A 20,512-nucleotide genomic window follows, 5' to 3' on the forward strand; every position below is an offset into this window, starting at 1 on the left:
CTAAGCGTCTGCGCTTACATTTGAAATCTTGGTGGAGGATGACGGGATCGAACCGACGACCCCCTGCTTGCAAAGCAGGTGCTCTCCCAGCTGAGCTAATCCCCCGTGTGTACTGCCAAGGGACTGGTAGGGCTGGTTGGGCTCGAACCAACGACCCCCGCGTTATCAACACGGTGCTCTAACCAGCTGAGCTACAGCCCCATTTGCTGTTCTTCGTATTACAACAGTCGATAAGTGTGAACGTTTGAGTCTGATGCCGACTCTAGAAAGGAGGTGATCCAGCCGCACCTTCCGATACGGCTACCTTGTTACGACTTCACCCCAGTCACGAATCCTACCGTGGTAAGCGCCCTCCTTGCGGTTAAGCTACCTACTTCTGGTAAAACCCGCTCCCATGGTGTGACGGGCGGTGTGTACAAGACCCGGGAACGTATTCACCGCGACATGCTGATCCGCGATTACTAGCGATTCCAACTTCATGTAGTCGAGTTGCAGACTACAATCCGGACTACGATACACTTTCTGGGATTAGCTCCCCCTCGCGGGTTGGCGGCCCTCTGTATGTACCATTGTATGACGTGTGAAGCCCTACCCATAAGGGCCATGAGGACTTGACGTCATCCCCACCTTCCTCCGGTTTGTCACCGGCAGTCTCATTAGAGTGCTCTTGCGTAGCAACTAATGACAAGGGTTGCGCTCGTTGCGGGACTTAACCCAACATCTCACGACACGAGCTGACGACAGCCATGCAGCACCTGTGTGATGGTTCTCTTTCGAGCACTCCCAGATCTCTCCGGGATTCCATCCATGTCAAGGGTAGGTAAGGTTTTTCGCGTTGCATCGAATTAATCCACATCATCCACCGCTTGTGCGGGTCCCCGTCAATTCCTTTGAGTTTTAATCTTGCGACCGTACTCCCCAGGCGGTCTACTTCACGCGTTAGCTGCGTTACTAAGTCAATTAAGACCCAACAACTAGTAGACATCGTTTAGGGCGTGGACTACCAGGGTATCTAATCCTGTTTGCTCCCCACGCTTTCGTGCATGAGCGTCAGTTTTGACCCAGGGGGCTGCCTTCGCCATCGGTGTTCCTCCACATCTCTACGCATTTCACTGCTACACGTGGAATTCTACCCCCCTCTGCCAAACTCTAGCCTCGCAGTCTCCATCGCCATTCCCAGGTTAAGCCCGGGGATTTCACGACAGACTTACGAAACCGCCTGCGCACGCTTTACGCCCAGTAATTCCGATTAACGCTTGCACCCTACGTATTACCGCGGCTGCTGGCACGTAGTTAGCCGGTGCTTATTCTTCAGGTACCGTCAGCAGCTGTAGATATTAGCCACAGCCTTTTCTTCCCTGACAAAAGAGCTTTACAACCCGAAGGCCTTCTTCACTCACGCGGCATTGCTGGATCAGGGTTGCCCCCATTGTCCAAAATTCCCCACTGCTGCCTCCCGTAGGAGTCTGGACCGTGTCTCAGTTCCAGTGTGGCTGGTCGTCCTCTCAGACCAGCTACTGATCGTTGCCTTGGTGGGCCTTTACCCCACCAACTAGCTAATCAGATATCGGCCGCTCCAGGAGCACAAGGTCTTGCGATCCCCTGCTTTCATCCTTAGATCGTATGCGGTATTAGCGTAACTTTCGCTACGTTATCCCCCACTCTTGGGTACGTTCCGATATATTACTCACCCGTTCGCCACTCGCCGCCAGGCCGAAGCCCGCGCTGCCGTTCGACTTGCATGTGTAAAGCATGCCGCCAGCGTTCAATCTGAGCCAGGATCAAACTCTTCAGTTTAATCTCTGTTGTTGCCGCATTTCTGCGGCAGGTCACTCACTCAAAATACTGACGAATCTCTTGCGAGATTACGTTTAATATATTTGTGCGAGCGTATAACTATATTTTGAGCATCGAACCCGAAGGTTCGTGGCAATATCGTCAAACGCCCACACTTATCGACTGTTGATTTTTAAAGATCGCTGCTTTCTTTATTCGACGAAGCGTTGTGTTCGTCAGCAGCAGAGAAGCGAGATTATGCGGTACAGCGTGCAACTCGTCAACCCCTTCTTTTTCTCGTTTCGCTTACTGTTTTAACAGTGTTGCGTTGCGAGGGACAGAACTATAGCCGACCGCCGCCGGTCGCGCAAGGGTAAAATGCATGGTTTCGTAATACCGTATTACCGCTTCCGCCATGACGATCCTGCTTTCCACCCTCAATGCCCGCTACACCCATGCTTCGCTGGGGCTGCGCTACCTGCTCGCCAATATGGGAGAGCTTCAGGCGCAGACGCGCATCCAGGAGTTCGTGATTGGCGCGAAGACGACCGAGATGGTGGAGCGCATCCTGGCGGCGCAGCCAACGATCGTCGGTTTCGGCGTCTATATATGGAACGTTGAAGAGACCTGCCGCCTGGTGGCGACACTGAAACGTGTGGCACCACAGCTGGTCATCGTTCTCGGCGGACCGGAAGTCTCTTACGAAACCGGCGAGCAGGAGATCTCGCGCCTGGCCGACTACGTGGTGACCGGCTGGGGCGACGTGACCTTCCCTAAATTATGCGGCGAGATCCTGAACGGCCCGAAGCCTTTGATGAAGGTGCATGCGGGCGTGCAGCCGCCCATGGCGGAGATCAAGCTGCCCTATTCCATCTATTCAGACGAGGATATCGCCCACCGCACCTTATATGTAGAGGCTTCGCGTGGCTGCCCGTTCAAGTGCGAGTTCTGCCTGTCGGCGCTGGACAAGACAGCGTGGCCATTCAATATCGATGCCTTCCTGGCGGAGATGGAGATGCTGCACGCCCGCGGCGCGCGCACCTTCAAGTTCGTGGACCGCACCTTCAACCTGAACATCAAGACCAGCCTGAAGATCATGCAGTTCTTCCTGGATAAGCTGGCCGCAGCGCCCGATGATCCGGTGTACGCGCACTTCGAGCTGGTGCCGGACCATCTGCCGGATGCGCTCAAGGAAGGCATCGCCAAATTCCCGCCTGGGACGCTGCAGTTCGAAATCGGCATCCAGAGCTTCAACCCGGTGGTGCAGGCGAACATCTCGCGCAAGCAGGATAACGCCAAAGCCGCCGAGAATATCCGCTGGCTTTGCGAGCACTCGGACGTGCACATGCACGTTGACCTCATTGCCGGCTTGCCGGGCGAAACGGTCGAAAGCTTTGCAGAGGGCTTCGACAAGCTGTGGGCACTGGGTCCGCACGAAATCCAGTTCGGCATCCTGAAGCGCCTGCGCGGTACGCCGATCATCCGCCATACCCAGGAATTCGGGATGGTGTACGACCCGTACCCGCCATATACGATCCTGGCGAACCGGGATATTGACTTCCCGACCATGCAGCGCCTGGTACGGTTCGCCCGCTATTGGGACCTTGTGGCGAATTCGGGACGCTTCACGCACACCGTGCCGGTGCTGCTGGGCGAATCCCCATTCAAATCGTTCATGGCGTTTTCCGATTGGCTTTATGCCAACACGGACGCGACCCACCGGATCGCGCTGGACCGCCTGGCAGTAATGGTCGGGCGCTGGCTGGGAGTTGCCGGCATGGAGCCTGCGGCAGTTTCCGAGCTGCTGGCACGCGATGGGCATGGGGTCAAACAGAAAGCAGCGGCGGCAGCAAGCGCAGCCCCGGCACGTCAGGTGCGGCACCTGGCCGCTTGACCCGCGCCGAGTGGCGCTATAGGCGAAACTCTTTTACACTGGTGGCATGCCTATTGCCCAAGAGCCAACGTTATCTATCAGCCCAGACGGGCGCACGGTTTCAGCCGGGGGAACCTGGCAAGTCAGTGCACTCGCCAGCAAGCGGGTGATGAAGGCTATTTCTGGTTGCCTTGACCATGTAAAAGACATTCACGCGGTCGAGTGGGACTTGAGCGGCGTCGAAATGCTGGATCACGTCGGCGCGCAGTTGCTGTGGAGCGCCTGGGACTATAAGCGACCGGCCAAGCTGACACTGGTCAACGGCCAGGAAGAAATCTTCAAACGCATCGAGGCCGCCGGCAAGCTGGAAATACCCCGCGCGCGCAAGGCACATTTCGGCTGGGTGACGACGCTTGGTTTCGGCATCCTGCACTTCCTCGAGCATATGAAGGGTTTCGTGCAGCTGATTGGCTCGGTGGTGCAGGATGCAGGGCGCTTCGCTGCCCACCCAAGGCGCGGACCTTGGCGCGAAATTTCGGCGAATATTTTCCATGCCGGTTTCCAGGCGCTGGGCATTACCGCGCTGGTGGGCTTCCTGATCGGCGTGGTGCTGTCTTACCTGTCGGCGCAGCAGCTGCGCAACTTTGGCGGCGACATTTACCTGGTCAACCTGCTCGGCATGTCGATCGTGCGCGAACTGGGGCCCTTGATGGCGGCGATCCTGGTGGCAGGCCGCTCAGGCTCGGCAATTACCGCGCAGTTGGGCGTGATGCGGGTGACGGAAGAACTGGATGCGATGCTGGTGATGGGTATTTCACACGGCTACCGCCTGATCCTGCCCAAAGTGATCGCGCTGGCGATTTCCATGCCGCTGCTGGTGATCTGGACCGATGCGGCAGCCCTGATCGGCGGCATGATTGCTGCGAAGTGGGAACTGAACCTGTCGATCCGCTACTTCATCATGAAGCTGCCGCAAGTGGTGCCGCTGGCGAACTATTACATCGGCCTGTTCAAGGGCGCGGTGTTCGGCATGCTGATTGCGATGGTGTCCTGCCACTTTGGCCTACGCATCCAGCCGAATACGGAAAGCCTGGGCCGCGGCACCACCACCTCGGTGGTGACGGCAATTACCGTGGTGATCCTGGCGAACGCGGTGTTTGCGATCGTCTTCAATGGAGTGGGTTACTGATGAACGACCTGCCGCAACAAGAAGAAAGCTGCGCCAGCCCAGAGAGCGAAAGCAAGCTGACGCTGGACGGCAGCGTGCCGGCGGTCGAGATCACCAATCTGCAAACCAAATTCGGCCGCACGGTAATCCACAATGACCTGAACCTCACCATCCAGAATGGAGAAATCCTGTCGATCGTAGGCGGTTCGGGCACCGGCAAAACGGTGCTGTTGCGGCAGATGCTGGGACTGGAGCGCCCGACCAAGGGTTGCGTGCGGGTCTTCGGCGAGGACATCACGGTCGCATCGCAAGGCCACCTGCAGGAATTGCGCAACCACTGGGGCATGCTGTTCCAGCAGGGCGCCCTGTATTCCGCGCTGACGGTGTTCGAGAACGTGGCGCAGCCGATGCAGGAGCTCGGCACGCTGCCCGCGCACCTGATCCGCGATGCGGTGCTGCTGAAAATGAATATGGTGGGCCTGGGCCCGGAACATGCGAACAAGATGCCGAGCGACCTGTCGGGCGGCATGATCAAACGGGTAGCACTGGCGCGGGCCCTGGCACTGGAACCGAAGCTGCTATTCCTGGACGAGCCAACCGCCGGCCTGGATCCGGACCTGTCGGAAAGCTTCGTGTCGCTGATCAGGTCCCTGCACCGTGAGCTGGGCCTGACCGTGGTGATGGTGACGCACGACCTGGATACGCTGTTCGCGCTGTCCACGCGCATTGCGGTGCTGGCGGAAAAACATGTGCTGGCGATCGGACCAACGCGCGAGGTGATCAAGACGGATCACCCGTTTATCAAGGAATTCTTCCTGGGCGACCGCGGCAAACGCGCGCTGGAGGCCCTGGAATAAGGAGCAAGGCATGGAAAACAGATCACACGCTTTGATGACAGGCATTTTCACGATCACGCTGCTGATCGCGGCGATCGTGTTCGGAATCTGGTTCAATCGCGACCGGGTGAAGTACGACCCGTACCTGATCGCGACCACGCAGTCGGTACCCGGCCTCAACCCGCAAGCCGCGGTGCGCTATCGCGGGCTGGAAATTGGCAAGGTGGACGACATCGATTTCGATCCGAAGCTGGCCGGCCAGATCCTGATTCACCTGAGCATCGACCCGGCCACGCCGATCACCAAGACCACGTACGCAACACTGGGCTACCAGGGCGTGACCGGCATCGCCTATATCCAGCTTGACGACGAATCCGTCGGTTCACCTGCGCTGGCGACCAGCAAGCAGAACCCAAGCCGCATTCCGCTGCAACCGGGCCTGTTCGACCAGCTGGAAAAGCGCGGCACCGCAATCCTGGAGAAAGCGGAAGACGTCACCAGGAAACTGGATACCCTGCTCAGTCCCGATAACCAGAAGACGATGCTGGGCGCCTTCAGCGACGTGAGCGACGCGGCACAGTCGTACAAGGACCTGGCGGCGAAGCTGGACCCTGCGGTGCAGAAGATTCCGGCGCTGATGGAGCACGGCGACCGCGCCATGCAATCGGTAGATACTCTGGCCAATGAGGCGAGCAAGGTGGCACGCACCCTCCAAGGCCCGGACGGCGCGGTGCAGCGTATTACCGCATCGGTCGACCGCGCCACGACCTCGGTCGAGGCGGTGGCCAGCGGTGTCGAGCTGGAAACCCTGCCTGGCGTGACCGGGCTGGCGGACGAAACCAAGTCTTCCATGCGCGCCATTCGCCGCACCATGAATAATATTAGCGATCGTCCGTCGAGCATCCTGTTCGGTGCACCCGGCACGCCGCCGGGACCGGGCGAACCAGGCTTTGACCCTTCTGGCAAATAAGGACCAGCAATGAAGAAGAACATTCTCCTGATCGCCGTTGTTGCCGCCGCCGCGCTGGCCGGCTGCGCCAGCAAGGGCCCGCAGCCGACCTCCTACGACTTTGGCCCGATGGGCGCGCCGCCGGCGGCAACCGGCCTGGCCCCGCAGGCCCTGGTCGTGTCGGACGTGAACGGCCCGGCCTCGCTGGACACGCAGCGCATGTACTACCGCCTGATGTACGCCGACGCGCGCCAGTCGCGCCAGTATGCCTACAACAACTGGTCGGTGACGCCCTTGCAGCTGCTGTCGCAGCGCCTGAAAGCCCGCATCGCGCAATCCGGCGTCAAGGTAATCTCGACCAGCGATGCGGCGGGCGGCCTGCCGCTGCTGCGCCTCGAGGCCGACGAGTTCTCGCAGAATTTCGACACCGCCACCCAGAGCAGCGCCAGCGTCGTCTTGCGCGCATCGGTATTCCGCAACCACAAGCTGGTCGACCAGCGCACTTTCAGCCGCACTGCGCGCGCGCCGAGCGCCGACGCAGCCGGCGGCGCCAGCGCACTGGCCGAAAGCACCGACGGCATCGCCGCCGACATCCTGGCCTGGCTGGCAACCATGCCCAATTAAACCATGAGCGAAGAAGCGCCCGCCCCAGCCCCCGCGCCAGCGCACACCTCGGCCCCCAAGCCGCCGGTGCGTACCGGCTCGCCGGTGGCGCGCGCGACACTGCTCGCCTACATGGTGCTGATCGTGTATGCCAGCTGGTTCCCCTTCTCCGGCTGGCAGAACCAGGGCCTGTCGCCGCTGATCTTCCTCGAATGGACTTCGCTACCGCGCTACTGGACGGGTTTTGACGCCGGCATCAACGTGATCGGCTACATCCCCTTCGGCATGCTGCTGGTCTATGCGATACGGCCGAAAGTGACCGGCTTCTGGGCCTTCCTGCTGGCCAGCATTGGCGGCATGCTGGTCTCCGGCACGATGGAAGCGGTGCAGACCTATCTGCCGACCCGCGTTTCGTCCAACCTGGACTTCTACACCAACAGCGCCGGCTCGATCATCGGCGCCTTCATCGGCGCGCTCACTGCGCACAAGCTGATGGACACCAGCAATGCCTACAAGCTGCGCCAGCGCTGGTTCGCCCAGCACGCCAGCCAGGGCCTGGTGCTGGTGGCACTATGGCCGCTGACGCAGATCTACCCGCAAGGCTTCCTGTTCGGGCTTGGGCAGCTGCTGCCCATCCTGTCCGAGTGGCTCAGCGAATTGCTGGACATGGACATCGACCTGGCAGCCATGGTGCGGCCCGACGTGACGCTGACGGTGGAACAGTACTGGCTGTCCGAAACCATCGTCACCGCCTGCGGCATGGTGGGTGCGGCCCTGACCCTGCTGTGCATCCTGCGCAAGCCGGCCCCGCGCGCGCCACTGGTCGCGCTGCTGGTGGTGGCCGCCGTGCTGGTGAAATCCCTGTCGACCGCGCTGCAGCTCGGCCCCGATGCCGCCTTCGTGTGGATCACGCCGGGCGCCCAGGGCGGCTTCCTGATCGGCGTGATCATGCTGGGCGGCCTGATTTTCGCGCCACACGTGGCGCAACGCAGGCTGGCAGTGGCCACTTTGCTGCTTAGCCTTTTGATCGTCAACACGACCCCGACCAACCCATACTTCAGCGAAACGCTGCAGACCTGGGTGCAAGGGAAATTCCTTAACTTCTACGGCGCGGCCCAGTTCCTGTCGCTGGCGTGGCCACTGGCAGCCCTCTGGTACCTTTGCCTCCCATCGCACAAGCTGAACAAGGAAACCCGGGAAACCCCGGTAAAATAAGCGCCTGCATTACAAAAGAGGCTTCAGATGAGCGACAACCAATACTACAAGCATCACGTGTTCTTCTGTACCAACCATCGTGATGACGGCCGCGAAAGTTGCGGCCCGCGCGGCGCGGAAGCCGCCCAAAAGCACGCCAAGAAACGCTGCAAGGAATTGAACCTGAACGGCGAAGGCAAGGTGCGCATCAATTCCGCCGGTTGCCTGGACCGCTGCGAACACGGCCCGGTTGCCGTGGTCTACCCCGAAGGCACCTGGTACACCTATGTTGACACCGCCGACATCGACGAAATCCTCGACAGCCACCTGGTCAACGGCAAAGAAGTAGAGCGCCTCAAAATCAAATGATGAACAAGAATTCCGAGAAGTTTACGCTGCAGGGCAATGCCGGCCTGATGGAAGGCCTGCTCGACATGCCGGCCGGTACGCCGAAAGGCATCGCCCTGGTGGCCCACCCGCACCCGCTGTACGGCGGCACCATGGAGAACAAAGTGGCGCAGACCCTGGCGCGCACCTTCGTGGCGCTGGGCTATGTGGCCGCGCGCATCAACTTCCGCGGCGTCGGCGCATCCGAAGGCGTGCATGACCACGGCCATGGCGAAACCGACGACATGATGATCCTGTACCAGCACATGGTGCAGCGCTATCCCGGCCTGCCGGTATCGCTGTCGGGCTTTTCGTTCGGCACTTTCGTACAGTCGCACCTGGCGCAGCGCCTGGCCACTGCCGGCACCCCGGCGGAACGCCTGGTGCTGGTAGGTACCGCAGCTGCCAAATGGCAGATCGCCGACGTACCGGCGGACACCATCCTGATCCACGGCGAAAACGATGAAACCATCCCGTTGATCGACGTGCTGGATTACGCGCGCCCACAGGACATTCCTGTGATCGTGATTCCCGGCGCAGACCATTTCTTCCACCGCAAGCTCGGTCACATCAAGAATTGGGTGATCGCCTTGTGGGGATCGAAAACACAATAATTTCCCCCGCAACCCCTAATAGTAAGAACAAGCACCAATGAAAAAGATCATCGCTGCACTGGCAACCAGTGTGCTGCTCATGACTTCCGCGGTAGCGCAAACGCTGCCGCCGCCGACCATCGCCGCCAAATCATGGCTACTGCTGGACTCCTCCAGCGGCCAGGTGATTGCCGCCCAGGACCCGGATTCGCGCGTTGAACCGGCTTCCCTGACCAAGATCATGACCGCCTACCTGACCTTCCAGGCGCTCAAGGACAAGAAGCTGGCCCTGGACCAGAAGGTGAACGTATCGGTCAAGGCCTGGAAAGTCGACTCCAGCTCGTCGAAGATGTTCATCGACCCGGCCACCCCGGTCTCGATCAACGACCTGCTGCATGGCCTGATGGTCCAATCCGGCAATGATGCCGCCGTGGCACTGGCGGAAGCCGTAGCCGGCGACGAATCGGCTTTCGTCACCCTGATGAACCGTGAAGCGCAGCGCATGGGCATGGCCAATTCCCACTTCGCCAACCCGCACGGCCTGCCTTCGCCGGAGAACTACACCACCGCGCGCGACCTGTCCGTGCTGGCGCGCCACGTGATCCAGGATTTCCCCGAGTTCTACAAGATCGATTCGGTGAAGAGCTTCACCTACAACAAGATCACCCAGCAGAACCGCAACCGCCTGCTGTGGCTCGACCCGACCGTCGACGGCATGAAGACCGGCCACACCGAGTCCGCCGGCTACTGCATGGTGGCTTCCGCCAAGCGCCCTGCCGGCAACCTGGAACGCCGCCTGATCTCGGTGGTGATGGGCACCAATTCCGACGGTACCCGTACCGCGGAAAGCCAGAAGCTGCTGAACTGGGGTTTCCAGAACTTCGACACCGTGAAGCTGTACTCCAAGGGCCAGGCCGTCTACACGCCGGAAATCTGGAAAGGCTCGCAGGCGACCGTGAAGATCGGCTTCACCAACGACGTGCTGGTGACCGTGCCGAAGGGCGTCGCTGCCAAGATGAAGCCCCTGCTGGAGCGCAAGGACCCGCTGGTGGCGCCGATTGCCGCCAACACCCGCGTCGGCACCCCTGAAGATGATGGTGGATGGCAAGCCGCTGCTGGAACTGCCGGTTGTGGCGCTGGAAACCGTCGACCAGGCGTCGATCTTCGGCCGCGCATGGGATTCCGTGCGCCTGTGGATGAAGTAATGGCGAAACTGAATCTTTCGCGCATCGTCGCGGGCATGTGGCGCATGACCGAATGGGACATGACACCGCAGCAGCGGCTGGGCTTCATCGAGCAGTGCATTGCGCTGGGCGTGACCTCCTTCGACCATGCCGACATTTATGGCGGCTATGGCGTGGAGAGCTTGTTCGGCGAGGCGCTGGCCTTGAAGCCGTCACTGCGGGAACAGATTCAGCTCGTGAGCAAATGCGGCATCAAGCTGATCTCCGGCCGCCGGCCGACGCATACCATCCAGCATTACGACACCAGCTCCGCGCATATCGTGGCGTCGGTGGAGAATTCGCTGAAGGAGCTGCGGACGGATTACCTGGATTTGCTGCTGATTCATCGTCCCGATCCTTTGATGGATTTCGATGAGGTGGCAAATACGTTCCAGCGCTTGCGGTCCGAGGGGAAGGTACGGGAGTTCGGCGTATCGAACTTTTCGCGGCATCAGTTCGAGACGCTGAACAAGCGTGTGCCGCTGGTGACCAACCAGGTGGAGTTTTCACCGCTGCACCTGGCGCCGATGTTCGATGAGACCTTTGATGGGCTGCAGGACCTGGACGTGCAGCCGATGATCTGGTCGCCTTTGGGCGGCGGGCGCTTGTTTACTGCCGGCGACGAGCAGGGCGAGCGTTTGCGCTTTGAAGATCAAGGAAGTGGCTGATGAACTGAATCGTCCGTTTGCCAGCGTGGTGTTTGCGTGGATTATGCAGTTGCCTTGCAAGCCGGTGCCGTTGACTGGCTCCGGTCGCATCGAGTCGATTCAGGTGGCGGTAGAGGCGACGCAGTTTTCGCTGAGCAGGCCGCAGTGGTTTGAGATCCTGCGGGCTGCGCGGGGGCATGAAGTAGCCTAAAACCGGTAACCCAGGGTCAGACCCGCTACGCGCCCTATACCGATCGGGTCAGACCCTTGGGTCTGACCCAGCTTCACCGGTTTTGGTCAATCGTCAGAAAACACCTGCGGTGGCGCAATCCCGCGCCAACCCGCCCGCCAAGCCAGGTTCAGCCCCACGGTAAACGCGATATACACCACAAAGAACAGCACAAAGTAATAGTAGCGCAGCCAAACCAGCAGTCCCACGTTCACCGCCAGCAGCACCAGCGCCGCAGTACTCTTCTTCTGCTTCGAGCTAGGGAAGCGAATGGTCGACACCATCAGGCTGCCCACCACAATCAGCAGCGCAACGACGAAATACCCCTCCAGGCTCGAATCCGGAAACTCCGGCCAGGCCACCACCACCGCTGACACGCAAGCCGCACCCGCCGTAATCGGCATCCCGACGAAGTACTTCGGATCGGTGCGTCCCACGTTCACATTAAAGCGCGCCAGGCGCAATGCACCGCAGGCGACGAAGAAGAACGCCGCAATCCCGCCAATCCGCAGCAAGGTCGGATCCGCCGGCCCCATTTGCACGAAGCCGTAGCAATACAGCAGCACCGCGGGTGCACAGCCGAAGTTCATCACGTCGGCAATCGAATCGAGCTGCACGCCGAAGTCGGAGCCGGTGCCGGTGGCGCGCGCCACGAAGCCGTCCAGCGCGTCGAAGATCCCGGCCAGCACCAGCAAGGCCGCCGCCAGGCGGTAATCCTGCGCCAACCCGAGATGGGCGTTGTCGACGGAAATCACAATGCTGGCAAAGCCGCAGGCGATCGAGAGCAGCGTTACCGTGCTTGGTAATGCAAATTTAGCGCGTTGGAGTCGCTGATGTCGTTGAGTATTCAAATTAAGGCAATGATGATCAAAAAAGAAAGGGCTATTCTACCTCGCCCGACGGATTACAAAAGAAACACATATTGCCTGAAATTGGCATAGAATCGCGCCATAAAGGAGTTCACTATGTACATGCTCAATAAGTGGCAGCATAAGTTGCCAACCCTGCTGGTCGCAGCACTCCTCTCCGCATGCGGCGGTGGCGGCGGCGGTGGCGGAAGCACTACCACGCCACCGGTGATTAACCCGCCGGTCGTCAATCCACCGTCCACGTCTTGCGCCGTCTCGCCAACCGGCCTGCCCGGCGCCACCGGCGACACGGCGATCGATGGCTTCAACTGGTTCAATTACCGCCGCGCGGACATCGGCCTCGCTATGCTGACCTGCAACGAGCAACTGAACAAGGCCGCCGTTGGGCATTCGAACTACCTGCGCCTGAATAACACCGTGTCGCACGACCAGGTAGCCGGCAATCCAGGCTTTACCGGCGCGGCGCTGGCGGATCGCCTCACCGCCTCCGGCTACACCCTGGGCGGCTCGTATGCATATGGCGAAGTGATCTCCGCTGCTACCGACCGTGCCGGCTTCTATCACGCGGAAGAGCTGATCGCAGCGATTTACCACCGCTTCGTGATCTTCGAACCGATGTTCCGCGAGATGGGTACCGGCGCCTCGACCGCGAGCGGCAGCTACACCTACTTCACCGCCGACATGGCCACCCGTAACGGCTTTGGCACCGGCCTGGGCAAAGGCAAGATCGTCGCCTATCCGAAGGACGGCCAGACTGCGATTCCGACCACGTTCGACAGCGATACCGAATCGCCAGACCCGGTACCGAACGTGAACCGCGTCGGCTATCCGATCAGCGTGCACTCCGACATCACCGGCAATGTCACGGTGACAAGCTTCACCGTGCGTCCGCGCGGTGGTGCGCAAATGTCCACGCGCCTGCTGACCAGCGCCACCGACCAGCACACGCCGGTGCACGCCGCCGCTATTGTTCCGCTGTCAACGCTGACCAGCAACACGACGTATGACGTGACTTTCTCCGGTACCGTCGACAGCGTCGCCCGTGACAAAAAATTGGTCATTTACGACAAAATAACGTCCCGCCCCTAGCCCACATCGGGACAGAATGCTAAATTCTGTCCTGATGAGCAACCTTCTTTCCAACGCACCAATACGCCAGCGCCTCGACGTCGAGGAGGGACTGGATCGCCTGATGGGCGAACGTGCGCTGTACCTTCAAATCCTGCGCCGCTTCCTGCAGGACTATCGCGATTCCTGTGAACGTATCCGGTCGCTGCTCACGCAGCAGCAGGACGCCAAGGCACAACTGGCAGCGCACTCGCTGAAAGGTTCCGCGGGCCTGATCGGCGCGCAGCTGGTGCACGACCAGGCAGTGCTGGTGGAGAACGCGATTGCCGACGGCGCCGATGCGGCCGCACTGGTGGCGCAACTCGACATGCTGCTGCGCGAGGCCTGCGGCAGCATCGACGATCTCTTGTTCGAACATGGCGACAACGTCGCGCCGGGCGAAACGCAGCCGGTCGATCCTGCGCAATTGCGCGCGCTGATCGAAGAACTGGTGGGATTGCTGCGTGAAGGTGATGGTGCAGCCATCGACCTGGTGGAAAAATCGGCGACTATCCTGGCAGCCGCACTAGGCGTGCCGACTTTCCAGATGGTTGCGGCGGCGACGCATGCATTTGATTTCGAAACTGCGCTGGACGTTCTGGAGATGGAACTCTAGCCGCTATCAACCCGAGAAGTGCGCCTCTTCATCGAAGGAATCCGCGCACTCCTTGCCGCAGAAACGACGCACGGCATCCAACGGTTTTTCGCAGTACCAGCAGGAGCCTTTGGGAGGCAGCGATTGGCGCACGCCGCTTGGGCGCTCGGCCGTCGCGACAATTTCAGCGGGTGGGATTTCCTGTTGCGTCTCCACGATACTCCCCTTTACAGACATGCCCTGAAACCAAGGTTACTGCATTGCTCAGACAGGAACATGACCTGCCTCAACAAAATAATAGCAGGATTAAATCAGCGGCATGGGGGACTCAACGTGCGTCAGCGCACCAAAAGAAACAAAATTATTCCAATGAGAAGCATAGGCGCGATAGGACTTAGTTCCGTGTCATCAGCTCATACTGAACCGCAGGCGGCACGGAAAGGCTAAATGTCCACTTTGGGGTCAGGAACCAAAGTGGACATTTTCACTTGCCAATGCAGAAGCGCGAGAAAATGACTCCCAGCAGGTCGTCGGACGAGAACTCGCCGGTGATGGTGGGAGAGCTGCATCTGCGCCAGGCGCAGTTCTTCTGCGAACAGGTCCAGCGACTGGTCGGTTTGCGCGGCGTGCTGGCCGGCGTAGTCAAGGTGCCTGGATGCGTTGCGCAATGCGATCAAGTGGCGTTTCGCGCGCGAGGTAGAGCGATTCGCCGGTCTGCTGCCAGCCGGCGATGCGCAGCAGTTGCGCGCGCAGCAGGTCGATGCCGGTCTTCTCGTTGGCGGACAGGTAGATGTGGGTCGCATCCGCCATCTCGTCGACGGAAGGCTTGTGGCCGGACAGGTCGATCTTGTTCCAGATGCGCAGCACCGGCACGCCTTGCGGGAAATTGGCGACGATGACTTCGTCATGCCGGGTCGGGCCATGGTCGGCATCCAGCAGGTGCAGGATGACGTCGGCCTTGCCGACTTCGCCCCAGGTGCGTTCAATACCGATGCGTTCCACCACGTCGACCGCTTCATCGTGGCCGCGGATGCCGGCGGTGTCGATGATGTTGAGCGGGATGCCTTCGATCTGGATGGTTTCGCTGACCTTGTCGCGCGTGGTGCCGGCGATTGGCGTAACGATGGCGACTTCGGCGCCGGCCAGTGCGTTCAGGAGTGAGGACTTGCCAACGTTGGGCTGGCCGACCAGCACCACATTCAAGCCTTCACGCAGCAGCGCGCCTTGCGAAGCTTGCTTGAACACCTGGTCGAGCGCTTCGACGATGCCTTTCAGCTGGCCGCGCGCGTCGGACTTTTCGAGGAAGTCGATTTCTTCTTCCGGGAAGTCGAGCGTGGCTTCCACCAGCATGCGCAGGTGGGTGACGCGCTCCACCAAGGCGTGGATGGTTTGCGAGAAGGCGCCGCTCAGCGAAGCGGATGCGGACTTGGCGGCGGCTTCGGTGGAAGCGTCGATCAGGTCGGCCACGGCTTCGGCTTGCGCCAGGTCCAGCTTGTCGTTCAGGTAGGCGCGGCGGGTGAACTCGCCAGGTTCGGCCAGGCGCAAACCTTGTTCGGCGCCGGCTTCCAGCACGCGCTGCAACAGCATCTGCAGCACGATCGGGCCGCCGTGGCCCTGCAGTTCGATCACGTCTTCGCCGGTGTAGGAATGCGGCGCCTTGAAGTAGATCGCAATGCCCTGGTCGATGACGGTGCCGTCGGCCTGCGTGAATGGGATGTAGGTGGCGTGGCGTGGCTTGAGCTCTGCGCCTTTGAACAGCGCTTGCGCCAGCGACTGCAGGTTTCTTGCCGGATGCGCGCACGACGCCAATGCCGCCGCGGCCGGGCGCCGTGGCGATTGCTGCGATGGGGGAGGAATCTAGGTTCATGGTTTGGGGATTTTATTCTTAAACCGGTAAACCTGGGTCAGACCCAAGGGTCTGACCCGACCGGCGACCGGCGCGTGTGCGGGTCTGACCCTTGGGTCCTGACCCCGATTTACCGGTTTTCAAAAAAAAGCCCGCGGCTGGCGCGGGCTTTTCAGTAATTACTTGGCGGTGCCAACTTCGAGTTTTTTGGTGATCACCCACTGCTGTGCAATCGACAGCAGGTTGTTCACCACCCAGTACAGCACCAGGCCGGATGGGAAGAAGAAGAACATGACCGAGAAGGCGATCGGCATGAACATCATCATCTTCGCCTGCACTGGATCCGCAGGCTGCGGGTTCAGGCGGGTCGTGATGTACATCGAGATAGCGTACAGGATCGGCAGGATCGCCCACGGATCGTGCTGGGTCAGGTCAGTGATCCACAGCGCCCATGGAGCGCCGCGCATTTCAACCGACGCGTTCAGCACCCAGTACAGGGCGATGAACACCGGCATCTGCACCAGGATAGGCAGGCAGCCGCCGAGAGGATTGATCTTCTCGGTCTTGTACAGCTCCATCATGGCCTGGTTCATCTTCTGCGGGTCGCCTTTGTGGCGTTTCGCGGATGGCGGTCATCTTCGGCGTCACGGTCTTCATCTTCGCCATCGAGCGGAAGGAAGCGGCGGGACAGCGGGAAGAACAGCAGCTTGATCGCCACGGTGAAGGCGATGATGGTCCAGCCCCAGTTGCCAACCACGGAGTGGATTGCGGCCATTGCGGCCCACATCGGGCGCGCCACGATTGCCAGGAAGCCCGTAGTCCTTGACCAGGTCCAGGCCTTCGGTGACTTGCTTCAGGGTGTCGGTGTCCTGCGGGGCCGGAGTACAGGCGGGCATTGTTGGTCACCGAAGCGCCTGGCGCCAGGGTACCCAGCGGCTGCACCACGCCGATCGAGTACAGGTTGTCGCCTTCCTTCTTGGTGAAGATATCGCGCGGCAGCTTATCCTGCGGTACGAACGCGGACACGAAGAAGTGCTGTGCAATCGCGACCCAACCGTCTTTTGCCTCGGTCACGTGGCTCGGCTTGAACTTAGGATCTTCCGCCAGCGACTTGGCATCTTTCTCGATCTGCTTGAACTCGTACTTCTTGTAGTGGCTCTCCGAAGTGAACATGGTCGGGGCGATGAACGATGGGTTCATGAAGCCCGAACCTTCCGGCGGAGTGCCGTCATGTTTCAGTTGCAGGTAGAGCTGCGGTGCCAGTGCAGCAGCGCTGGTGTTGGTGACGGTGTGCTGCACGTCGACCACGTAGTCGCCCTTCTTGAAGGTGAAGGTCTTGGTCAGCTTGACGCCGCCCTGCTCTGCTTCCAGCACCAGTTTCACCTGGTTGCCATCGTTCAGCATGCGCGCGCCCGGCTGGGCCACGAATGCGGTCTGGTGGTTCGGCAGGCCAGGCGCGCCTACAAGGCCGGTTTCGCCCAGGTAGGTGTGCTTGCCGTTCTCGCTGAACAGCACTTCGGTCTTCTGGCCGCCCTTCGGCTTGCAGAACTCGAACATGCCGAAGCAGCCGCCCAGCCAACCCGGATCACCGGCTTCCTTGTGCTTCAGCAGTTCCAGGCGCTTGATGGTGCCGCCCAGGGTGTCGATATCGACGCGCATCACGTCGGTGGTGATGGTCACCACTTCGGTCTTGATCGGTGCAGCGACGGCGCTGCCATCCACCGCAGCGGCGGCGCCGGCAGCGACAGGAGCAGGCGTGCCGGCGGCAGTCGCGGAGGCCGAAGCCACGGCGGCCGGTTTGGCAGGAGCCGGAGCAAACATGGACGGCTTGCCCGTCGAGATCATCCAGTTATTCCACAGGATAACCAGCGACACGGCGAAGACGATCCACAGGATTGAGCGTTTATTGATATCCATTCGGTTCTTCAGGAGTGGTTGAAGTGCTTGGGCGGCACGGGGTCGACCCCGCCCGCGTTCCAGGGATGGCAGCGGCATACCCGGCGCAATGCCAGGTAACTGCCTTGAGCCGCACCATGCTCGCGCAGGGCTTCCAGCGCATAGTTGGAGCAGCTAGGGTAAAAACGGCAATTCGGCGCCCCCATCAGCGGACGGATGACCCATTGGTAAAAGCGCAGCAGGATGGTCAGCAGCGTTTTCATTTTGCCGGCTTGGCCTTGTTGGCTTGTGCAAAGAGGCGCGTCAGTTCCTGGCGCAGTTCGGCCTTCAGCTTGGCCGTGGTGGCCGGGCCGTCCTTGCTATTGACGGGGCGCGACAGGCGCACCACGCAATCAATGGAAGGAAGCTCAGTAACGCGGAACAGTTCGCGCGTGACGCGTTTGATGGTGTTGCGGGTGACTGCGCGCGGTGCAAAGCGTTTGGCAACGACAATGCCCAGCCGCGCATTCGGCAGCTGGTTCTGGCGGGTATAGAGCACGAAATGCGCGCTCTTCTGCGTTGGCCGCAAACTAAAAACGGATGAAAATTCATCCGTTTTTATGATGCGCCGAGCGCGAGCGAAGTCGTGTCTGCCTTCGCCTGTCGAGCTGTTAGGACAGCTTTCCACGCGATCAGCTAACAAGCGTGCTTAAACTACAGCCAGACGCTTGCGGCCTTTTGCACGACGTGCGTTCAGGACTTGACGGCCACCACGGGTAGCCATACGGGCGCGGAAGCCGTGGGTGCGTTTGCGACGCACAACGGAAGGTTGGTAAGTACGTTTCATGTTGGTCTCGCTAAAAAATACAAAATCGGGACGGACGGTGTCCCTAAAAATGTTGGTGCCAATGACATTTCGCGCACTGCGCCAATCTCACTGCCCGCTAAATCCGCGCGTCGTTAATCTGAATAATCACGGACTACGGGCGGGGAACCCAGAATTATCAGGATTTTTCGGTTCAGTGTCAACCACTTAAACCGCTGCAAACCGGTAACCCGGTGTCAGACCCACGGGGTCTGACACCTGCCTGCGGCGACCGCGCTACCGGTTCGGTTGCAAAAAACCCAACCCCAGCACGGTTGTGCAAAATTTCTGGTTAACCTGTGGATAACTTCCGACTTAGCGGCTAAAATAGCGCGTTACGTGTGGCGATTCGAACGCCCTCCCACACTTTTTGCATATAGATAGATTCATGGATAATTTCTGGCAGTCCTGTTCCCAACAACTGGAACTTGAGCTGACGCCGCAACAATTCAGTGCCTGGATTAAGCCGCTTGTGCCCCTCGATTTCGAGGACAACAAGCTGCGTGTTGCTGCGCCAAACCGGTTCAAGCTGGATTGGGTAAAGACTCAATTCGCTAGCCGCATCACGGCCCTGGCCTGCCAGTATTGGGAAACCGTCATCGAGGTGCAGTTCGTCCTCGACCCGCGCACCCACGCCCTGAAAAAACCCGCCGCACCCGCCGTGGTCTCCGGCCCGCTGAGCGACATGCGCCCGGAAAGCCCGGCCGCCGCCGCCGCGCCGACCGCCGCCGCCGAATACTCGAATCCGAAAGGCCGCGAGAACAGCCGTATCAACCCGGACCTGACCTTCGACTCCTTCGTCACCGGTAAGGCCAACCAGCTGGCGCGCGCCGCCGCTATCCAGGTCGCCAACAACCCTGGCGTGTCGTACAACCCGCTGTTCTTCTACGGCGGAGTGGGCCTGGGCAAGACCCACTTGATCCACGCGATCGGCAACCAGGTGATGGCCGACCAGCCAGGCGCCCGCATCCGCTACATCCACGCAGAACAGTACGTTCGCGACGTAGTGACCGCTTACCAACGCAAGGGTTTCGACGACTTCAAGCACTACTACCACTCGCTGGACATGCTGCTGATCGACGATATTCAATTCTTCGGCGGGAAGTCCCGCACGCAGGAAGAATTCTTCTATGCGTTTGAAGCGCTGATCGCGGCCAAGAAGCAGATCATCATCACCTCGGATACCTATCCGAAAGAGATCACCGGCATGGATGACCGCCTGATCTCGCGCTTCGACTCCGGCCTGACGGTGGCGATCGAGCCGCCGGAGCTGGAAATGCGCGTGGCGATCCTGCTGAAAAAAGCCAAGTCCGAAGGCGTGACCCTGAACGACGACGTCGCCTTCTTCGTGGCCAAGCACCTGCGCTCCAACGTGCGTGAGCTGGAAGGCGCGCTGCGCAAGATCCTGGCCTACTCCCGCTTCCACGGTAAGGATATTTCGATCGATATCGTGAAAGAGGCGCTGAAGGACCTGCTGTCTGTGCAGAACCGCCAGATTTCTGTGGAAAACATCCAGAAAACGGTGGCGGACTTCTTCAATATCAAGGTGGCGGACATGTATTCCAAGCGCCGCCCGGCCAACATCGCCCGCCCGCGCCAGATCGCCATGTACCTGGCCAAGGAGCTGACCCAGAAATCGCTGCCGGAAATCGGCGAACTGTTTGGAGGACGCGACCACACCACCGTGCTGCACGCCGTGCGCAAGATTGCGGCGGATCGTACCAAGAACCCGGAGTGCAATCATGAATTGCATGTGCTGGAGCAGACGCTGAAAGGCTAAACCGGTAAACCAGGGGACGACCCAAGCCGGATGGCCGTCCCGTCGGATCCGCACACGCGTCAGCCGCCGATCGGGTCTGACCCTTGGGTCAGACCCA

The 20,512-nt window shown here is 60.2% G+C and carries 18 protein-coding genes, 2 tRNA genes, 1 rRNA gene and 3 pseudogenes; 14 read left to right on the plus strand and 10 right to left on the minus strand.

Annotated features, from left to right (window positions below; all coding sequences use genetic code 11):
* Window positions 1-29: 29 nt before the first annotated feature.
* From ACQ4MM_RS05060 to ACQ4MM_RS05070, 3 genes are all read right to left on the minus strand, one after another.
* A tRNA-Ala gene (locus ACQ4MM_RS05060) sits at window positions 30-105 on the minus strand.
* A gap of 19 nt (window positions 106-124) precedes the next feature.
* Window positions 125-201, minus strand: a tRNA-Ile gene (locus ACQ4MM_RS05065).
* 65 nt (window positions 202-266) lie between these two features.
* Window positions 267-1,797 (minus strand): 16S ribosomal RNA (locus tag ACQ4MM_RS05070).
* 394 nt (window positions 1,798-2,191) lie between these two features.
* On the opposite strand from ACQ4MM_RS05070, the gene ACQ4MM_RS05075 reads away from it, so the two are divergent.
* The 11 genes and pseudogenes from ACQ4MM_RS05075 to ACQ4MM_RS05125 all read left to right on the plus strand — a co-directional run bounded on the left by ACQ4MM_RS05075 (window position 2,192) and on the right by ACQ4MM_RS05125 (window position 11,460).
* Window positions 2,192-3,670: a DUF4080 domain-containing protein gene (locus ACQ4MM_RS05075; RefSeq protein WP_431476361.1), complete on the plus strand. Its 1,479-nt coding sequence runs from the start codon at window positions 2,192-2,194 to the stop codon at window positions 3,668-3,670.
* Window positions 3,671-3,716: 46 nt separating this feature from the next.
* Window positions 3,717-4,838 carry an MlaE family ABC transporter permease gene (locus tag ACQ4MM_RS05080; RefSeq protein WP_431476362.1) on the plus strand — a complete coding sequence of 374 codons (1,122 nt, stop codon included), beginning with the start codon at window positions 3,717-3,719 and terminating at the stop codon, window positions 4,836-4,838.
* Window positions 4,838-5,674 carry an ABC transporter ATP-binding protein gene (locus ACQ4MM_RS05085; RefSeq protein WP_431476363.1) on the plus strand — a complete coding sequence of 279 codons (837 nt, stop codon included), beginning with the start codon at window positions 4,838-4,840 and terminating at the stop codon, window positions 5,672-5,674. The genes ACQ4MM_RS05080 and ACQ4MM_RS05085 overlap by 1 nt, the downstream gene beginning before the upstream one ends.
* 10 nt (window positions 5,675-5,684) lie before the next feature.
* On the plus strand, window positions 5,685-6,623 hold the full coding sequence (locus ACQ4MM_RS05090; protein WP_431476364.1) for an MlaD family protein: 939 nt from the start codon (window positions 5,685-5,687) through the stop codon (window positions 6,621-6,623).
* A 9-nt stretch (window positions 6,624-6,632) separates the two neighbouring features.
* Window positions 6,633-7,226 carry an ABC-type transport auxiliary lipoprotein family protein gene (locus ACQ4MM_RS05095; protein WP_431476365.1) on the plus strand — a complete coding sequence of 198 codons (594 nt, stop codon included), beginning with the start codon at window positions 6,633-6,635 and terminating at the stop codon, window positions 7,224-7,226.
* A gap of 3 nt (window positions 7,227-7,229) precedes the next feature.
* The gene (locus ACQ4MM_RS05100; RefSeq protein WP_431476366.1) at window positions 7,230-8,420 is read left to right on the plus strand and encodes a VanZ family protein; all 1,191 of its coding nucleotides are present in this window, start codon (window positions 7,230-7,232) and stop codon (window positions 8,418-8,420) included.
* A 27-nt stretch (window positions 8,421-8,447) separates the two neighbouring features.
* Window positions 8,448-8,768 carry a (2Fe-2S) ferredoxin domain-containing protein gene (locus tag ACQ4MM_RS05105; RefSeq protein ID WP_431476367.1) on the plus strand — a complete coding sequence of 107 codons (321 nt, stop codon included), beginning with the start codon at window positions 8,448-8,450 and terminating at the stop codon, window positions 8,766-8,768.
* A complete protein-coding gene (locus ACQ4MM_RS05110) occupies window positions 8,768-9,400 on the plus strand; it encodes an alpha/beta hydrolase (RefSeq protein WP_431476444.1) in 633 nt (210 codons plus the stop codon). The genes ACQ4MM_RS05105 and ACQ4MM_RS05110 overlap by 1 nt, the downstream gene beginning before the upstream one ends.
* Window positions 9,401-9,437: 37 nt before the next feature.
* A pseudogene (locus ACQ4MM_RS05115) lies at window positions 9,438-10,584 on the plus strand (D-alanyl-D-alanine carboxypeptidase family protein).
* Window positions 10,584-11,270 carry an aldo/keto reductase gene (locus tag ACQ4MM_RS05120; protein WP_431476368.1) on the plus strand — a complete coding sequence of 229 codons (687 nt, stop codon included), beginning with the start codon at window positions 10,584-10,586 and terminating at the stop codon, window positions 11,268-11,270. Before ACQ4MM_RS05115 ends, ACQ4MM_RS05120 begins: the two are co-directional and overlap by 1 nt.
* A complete protein-coding gene (locus ACQ4MM_RS05125; RefSeq protein ID WP_431476369.1) occupies window positions 11,248-11,460 on the plus strand; it encodes a hypothetical protein in 213 nt (70 codons plus the stop codon). The genes ACQ4MM_RS05120 and ACQ4MM_RS05125 overlap by 23 nt, the downstream gene beginning before the upstream one ends.
* 86 nt (window positions 11,461-11,546) lie before the next feature.
* Here ACQ4MM_RS05125 and pssA read toward each other — a convergent pair whose 3' ends face one another.
* Entirely contained in the window at window positions 11,547-12,329 is a 783-nt protein-coding gene (gene pssA / locus ACQ4MM_RS05130) for a CDP-diacylglycerol--serine O-phosphatidyltransferase (RefSeq protein ID WP_431476370.1), read from the minus strand.
* Between the two features lie 114 nt (window positions 12,330-12,443).
* Between pssA and ACQ4MM_RS05135 the strand changes: the two genes are divergently transcribed.
* Complete coding sequence (locus ACQ4MM_RS05135) at window positions 12,444-13,436, plus strand: CAP domain-containing protein (RefSeq protein WP_431476371.1); 993 nt, start codon at window positions 12,444-12,446, stop codon at window positions 13,434-13,436.
* 34 nt (window positions 13,437-13,470) lie between these two features.
* Window positions 13,471-14,070: an Hpt domain-containing protein gene (locus tag ACQ4MM_RS05140; protein WP_431476372.1), complete on the plus strand. Its 600-nt coding sequence runs from the start codon at window positions 13,471-13,473 to the stop codon at window positions 14,068-14,070.
* Window positions 14,071-14,076: 6 nt separating this feature from the next.
* On the opposite strand, the gene ACQ4MM_RS05145 is transcribed toward ACQ4MM_RS05140, so the two are convergent.
* From ACQ4MM_RS05145 to rpmH, 6 genes and pseudogenes are all read right to left on the minus strand, one after another.
* Complete coding sequence (locus ACQ4MM_RS05145) at window positions 14,077-14,265, minus strand: hypothetical protein (RefSeq protein WP_431476373.1); 189 nt, start codon at window positions 14,263-14,265, stop codon at window positions 14,077-14,079.
* A gap of 268 nt (window positions 14,266-14,533) precedes the next feature.
* A pseudogene (gene mnmE / locus ACQ4MM_RS05150) lies at window positions 14,534-15,916 on the minus strand (tRNA uridine-5-carboxymethylaminomethyl(34) synthesis GTPase MnmE).
* A 158-nt stretch (window positions 15,917-16,074) separates the two neighbouring features.
* Window positions 16,075-17,812: pseudogene (gene yidC / locus ACQ4MM_RS05155) on the minus strand (membrane protein insertase YidC).
* Between the two features lie 8 nt (window positions 17,813-17,820).
* Window positions 17,821-18,054 (minus strand): membrane protein insertion efficiency factor YidD, encoded by a 234-nt coding sequence (yidD, locus tag ACQ4MM_RS05160; RefSeq protein ID WP_057262297.1) that lies wholly within the window; start codon window positions 18,052-18,054, stop codon window positions 17,821-17,823.
* A complete protein-coding gene (rnpA, locus tag ACQ4MM_RS05165) occupies window positions 18,051-18,458 on the minus strand; it encodes a ribonuclease P protein component (RefSeq protein ID WP_431476445.1) in 408 nt (135 codons plus the stop codon). The genes yidD and rnpA overlap by 4 nt, the downstream gene beginning before the upstream one ends.
* 21 nt (window positions 18,459-18,479) lie before the next feature.
* Window positions 18,480-18,617, minus strand: coding sequence for a 50S ribosomal protein L34 (gene rpmH / locus ACQ4MM_RS05170; protein ID WP_078035393.1), 138 nt, complete (start codon window positions 18,615-18,617; stop codon window positions 18,480-18,482).
* A gap of 406 nt (window positions 18,618-19,023) precedes the next feature.
* On the opposite strand from rpmH, the gene dnaA reads away from it, so the two are divergent.
* Window positions 19,024-20,415, plus strand: a complete 1,392-nt coding sequence (gene dnaA / locus ACQ4MM_RS05175) for a chromosomal replication initiator protein DnaA (RefSeq protein WP_431476374.1) — start codon at window positions 19,024-19,026, stop codon at window positions 20,413-20,415.
* The last annotated feature ends 97 nt before the right edge of the window (window positions 20,416-20,512 follow it).

Source organism: Massilia eburnea (genome assembly GCF_050709955.1).
GTDB classification, from domain to species: domain Bacteria; phylum Pseudomonadota; class Gammaproteobacteria; order Burkholderiales; family Burkholderiaceae_D; genus Rugamonas; species Rugamonas eburnea_A.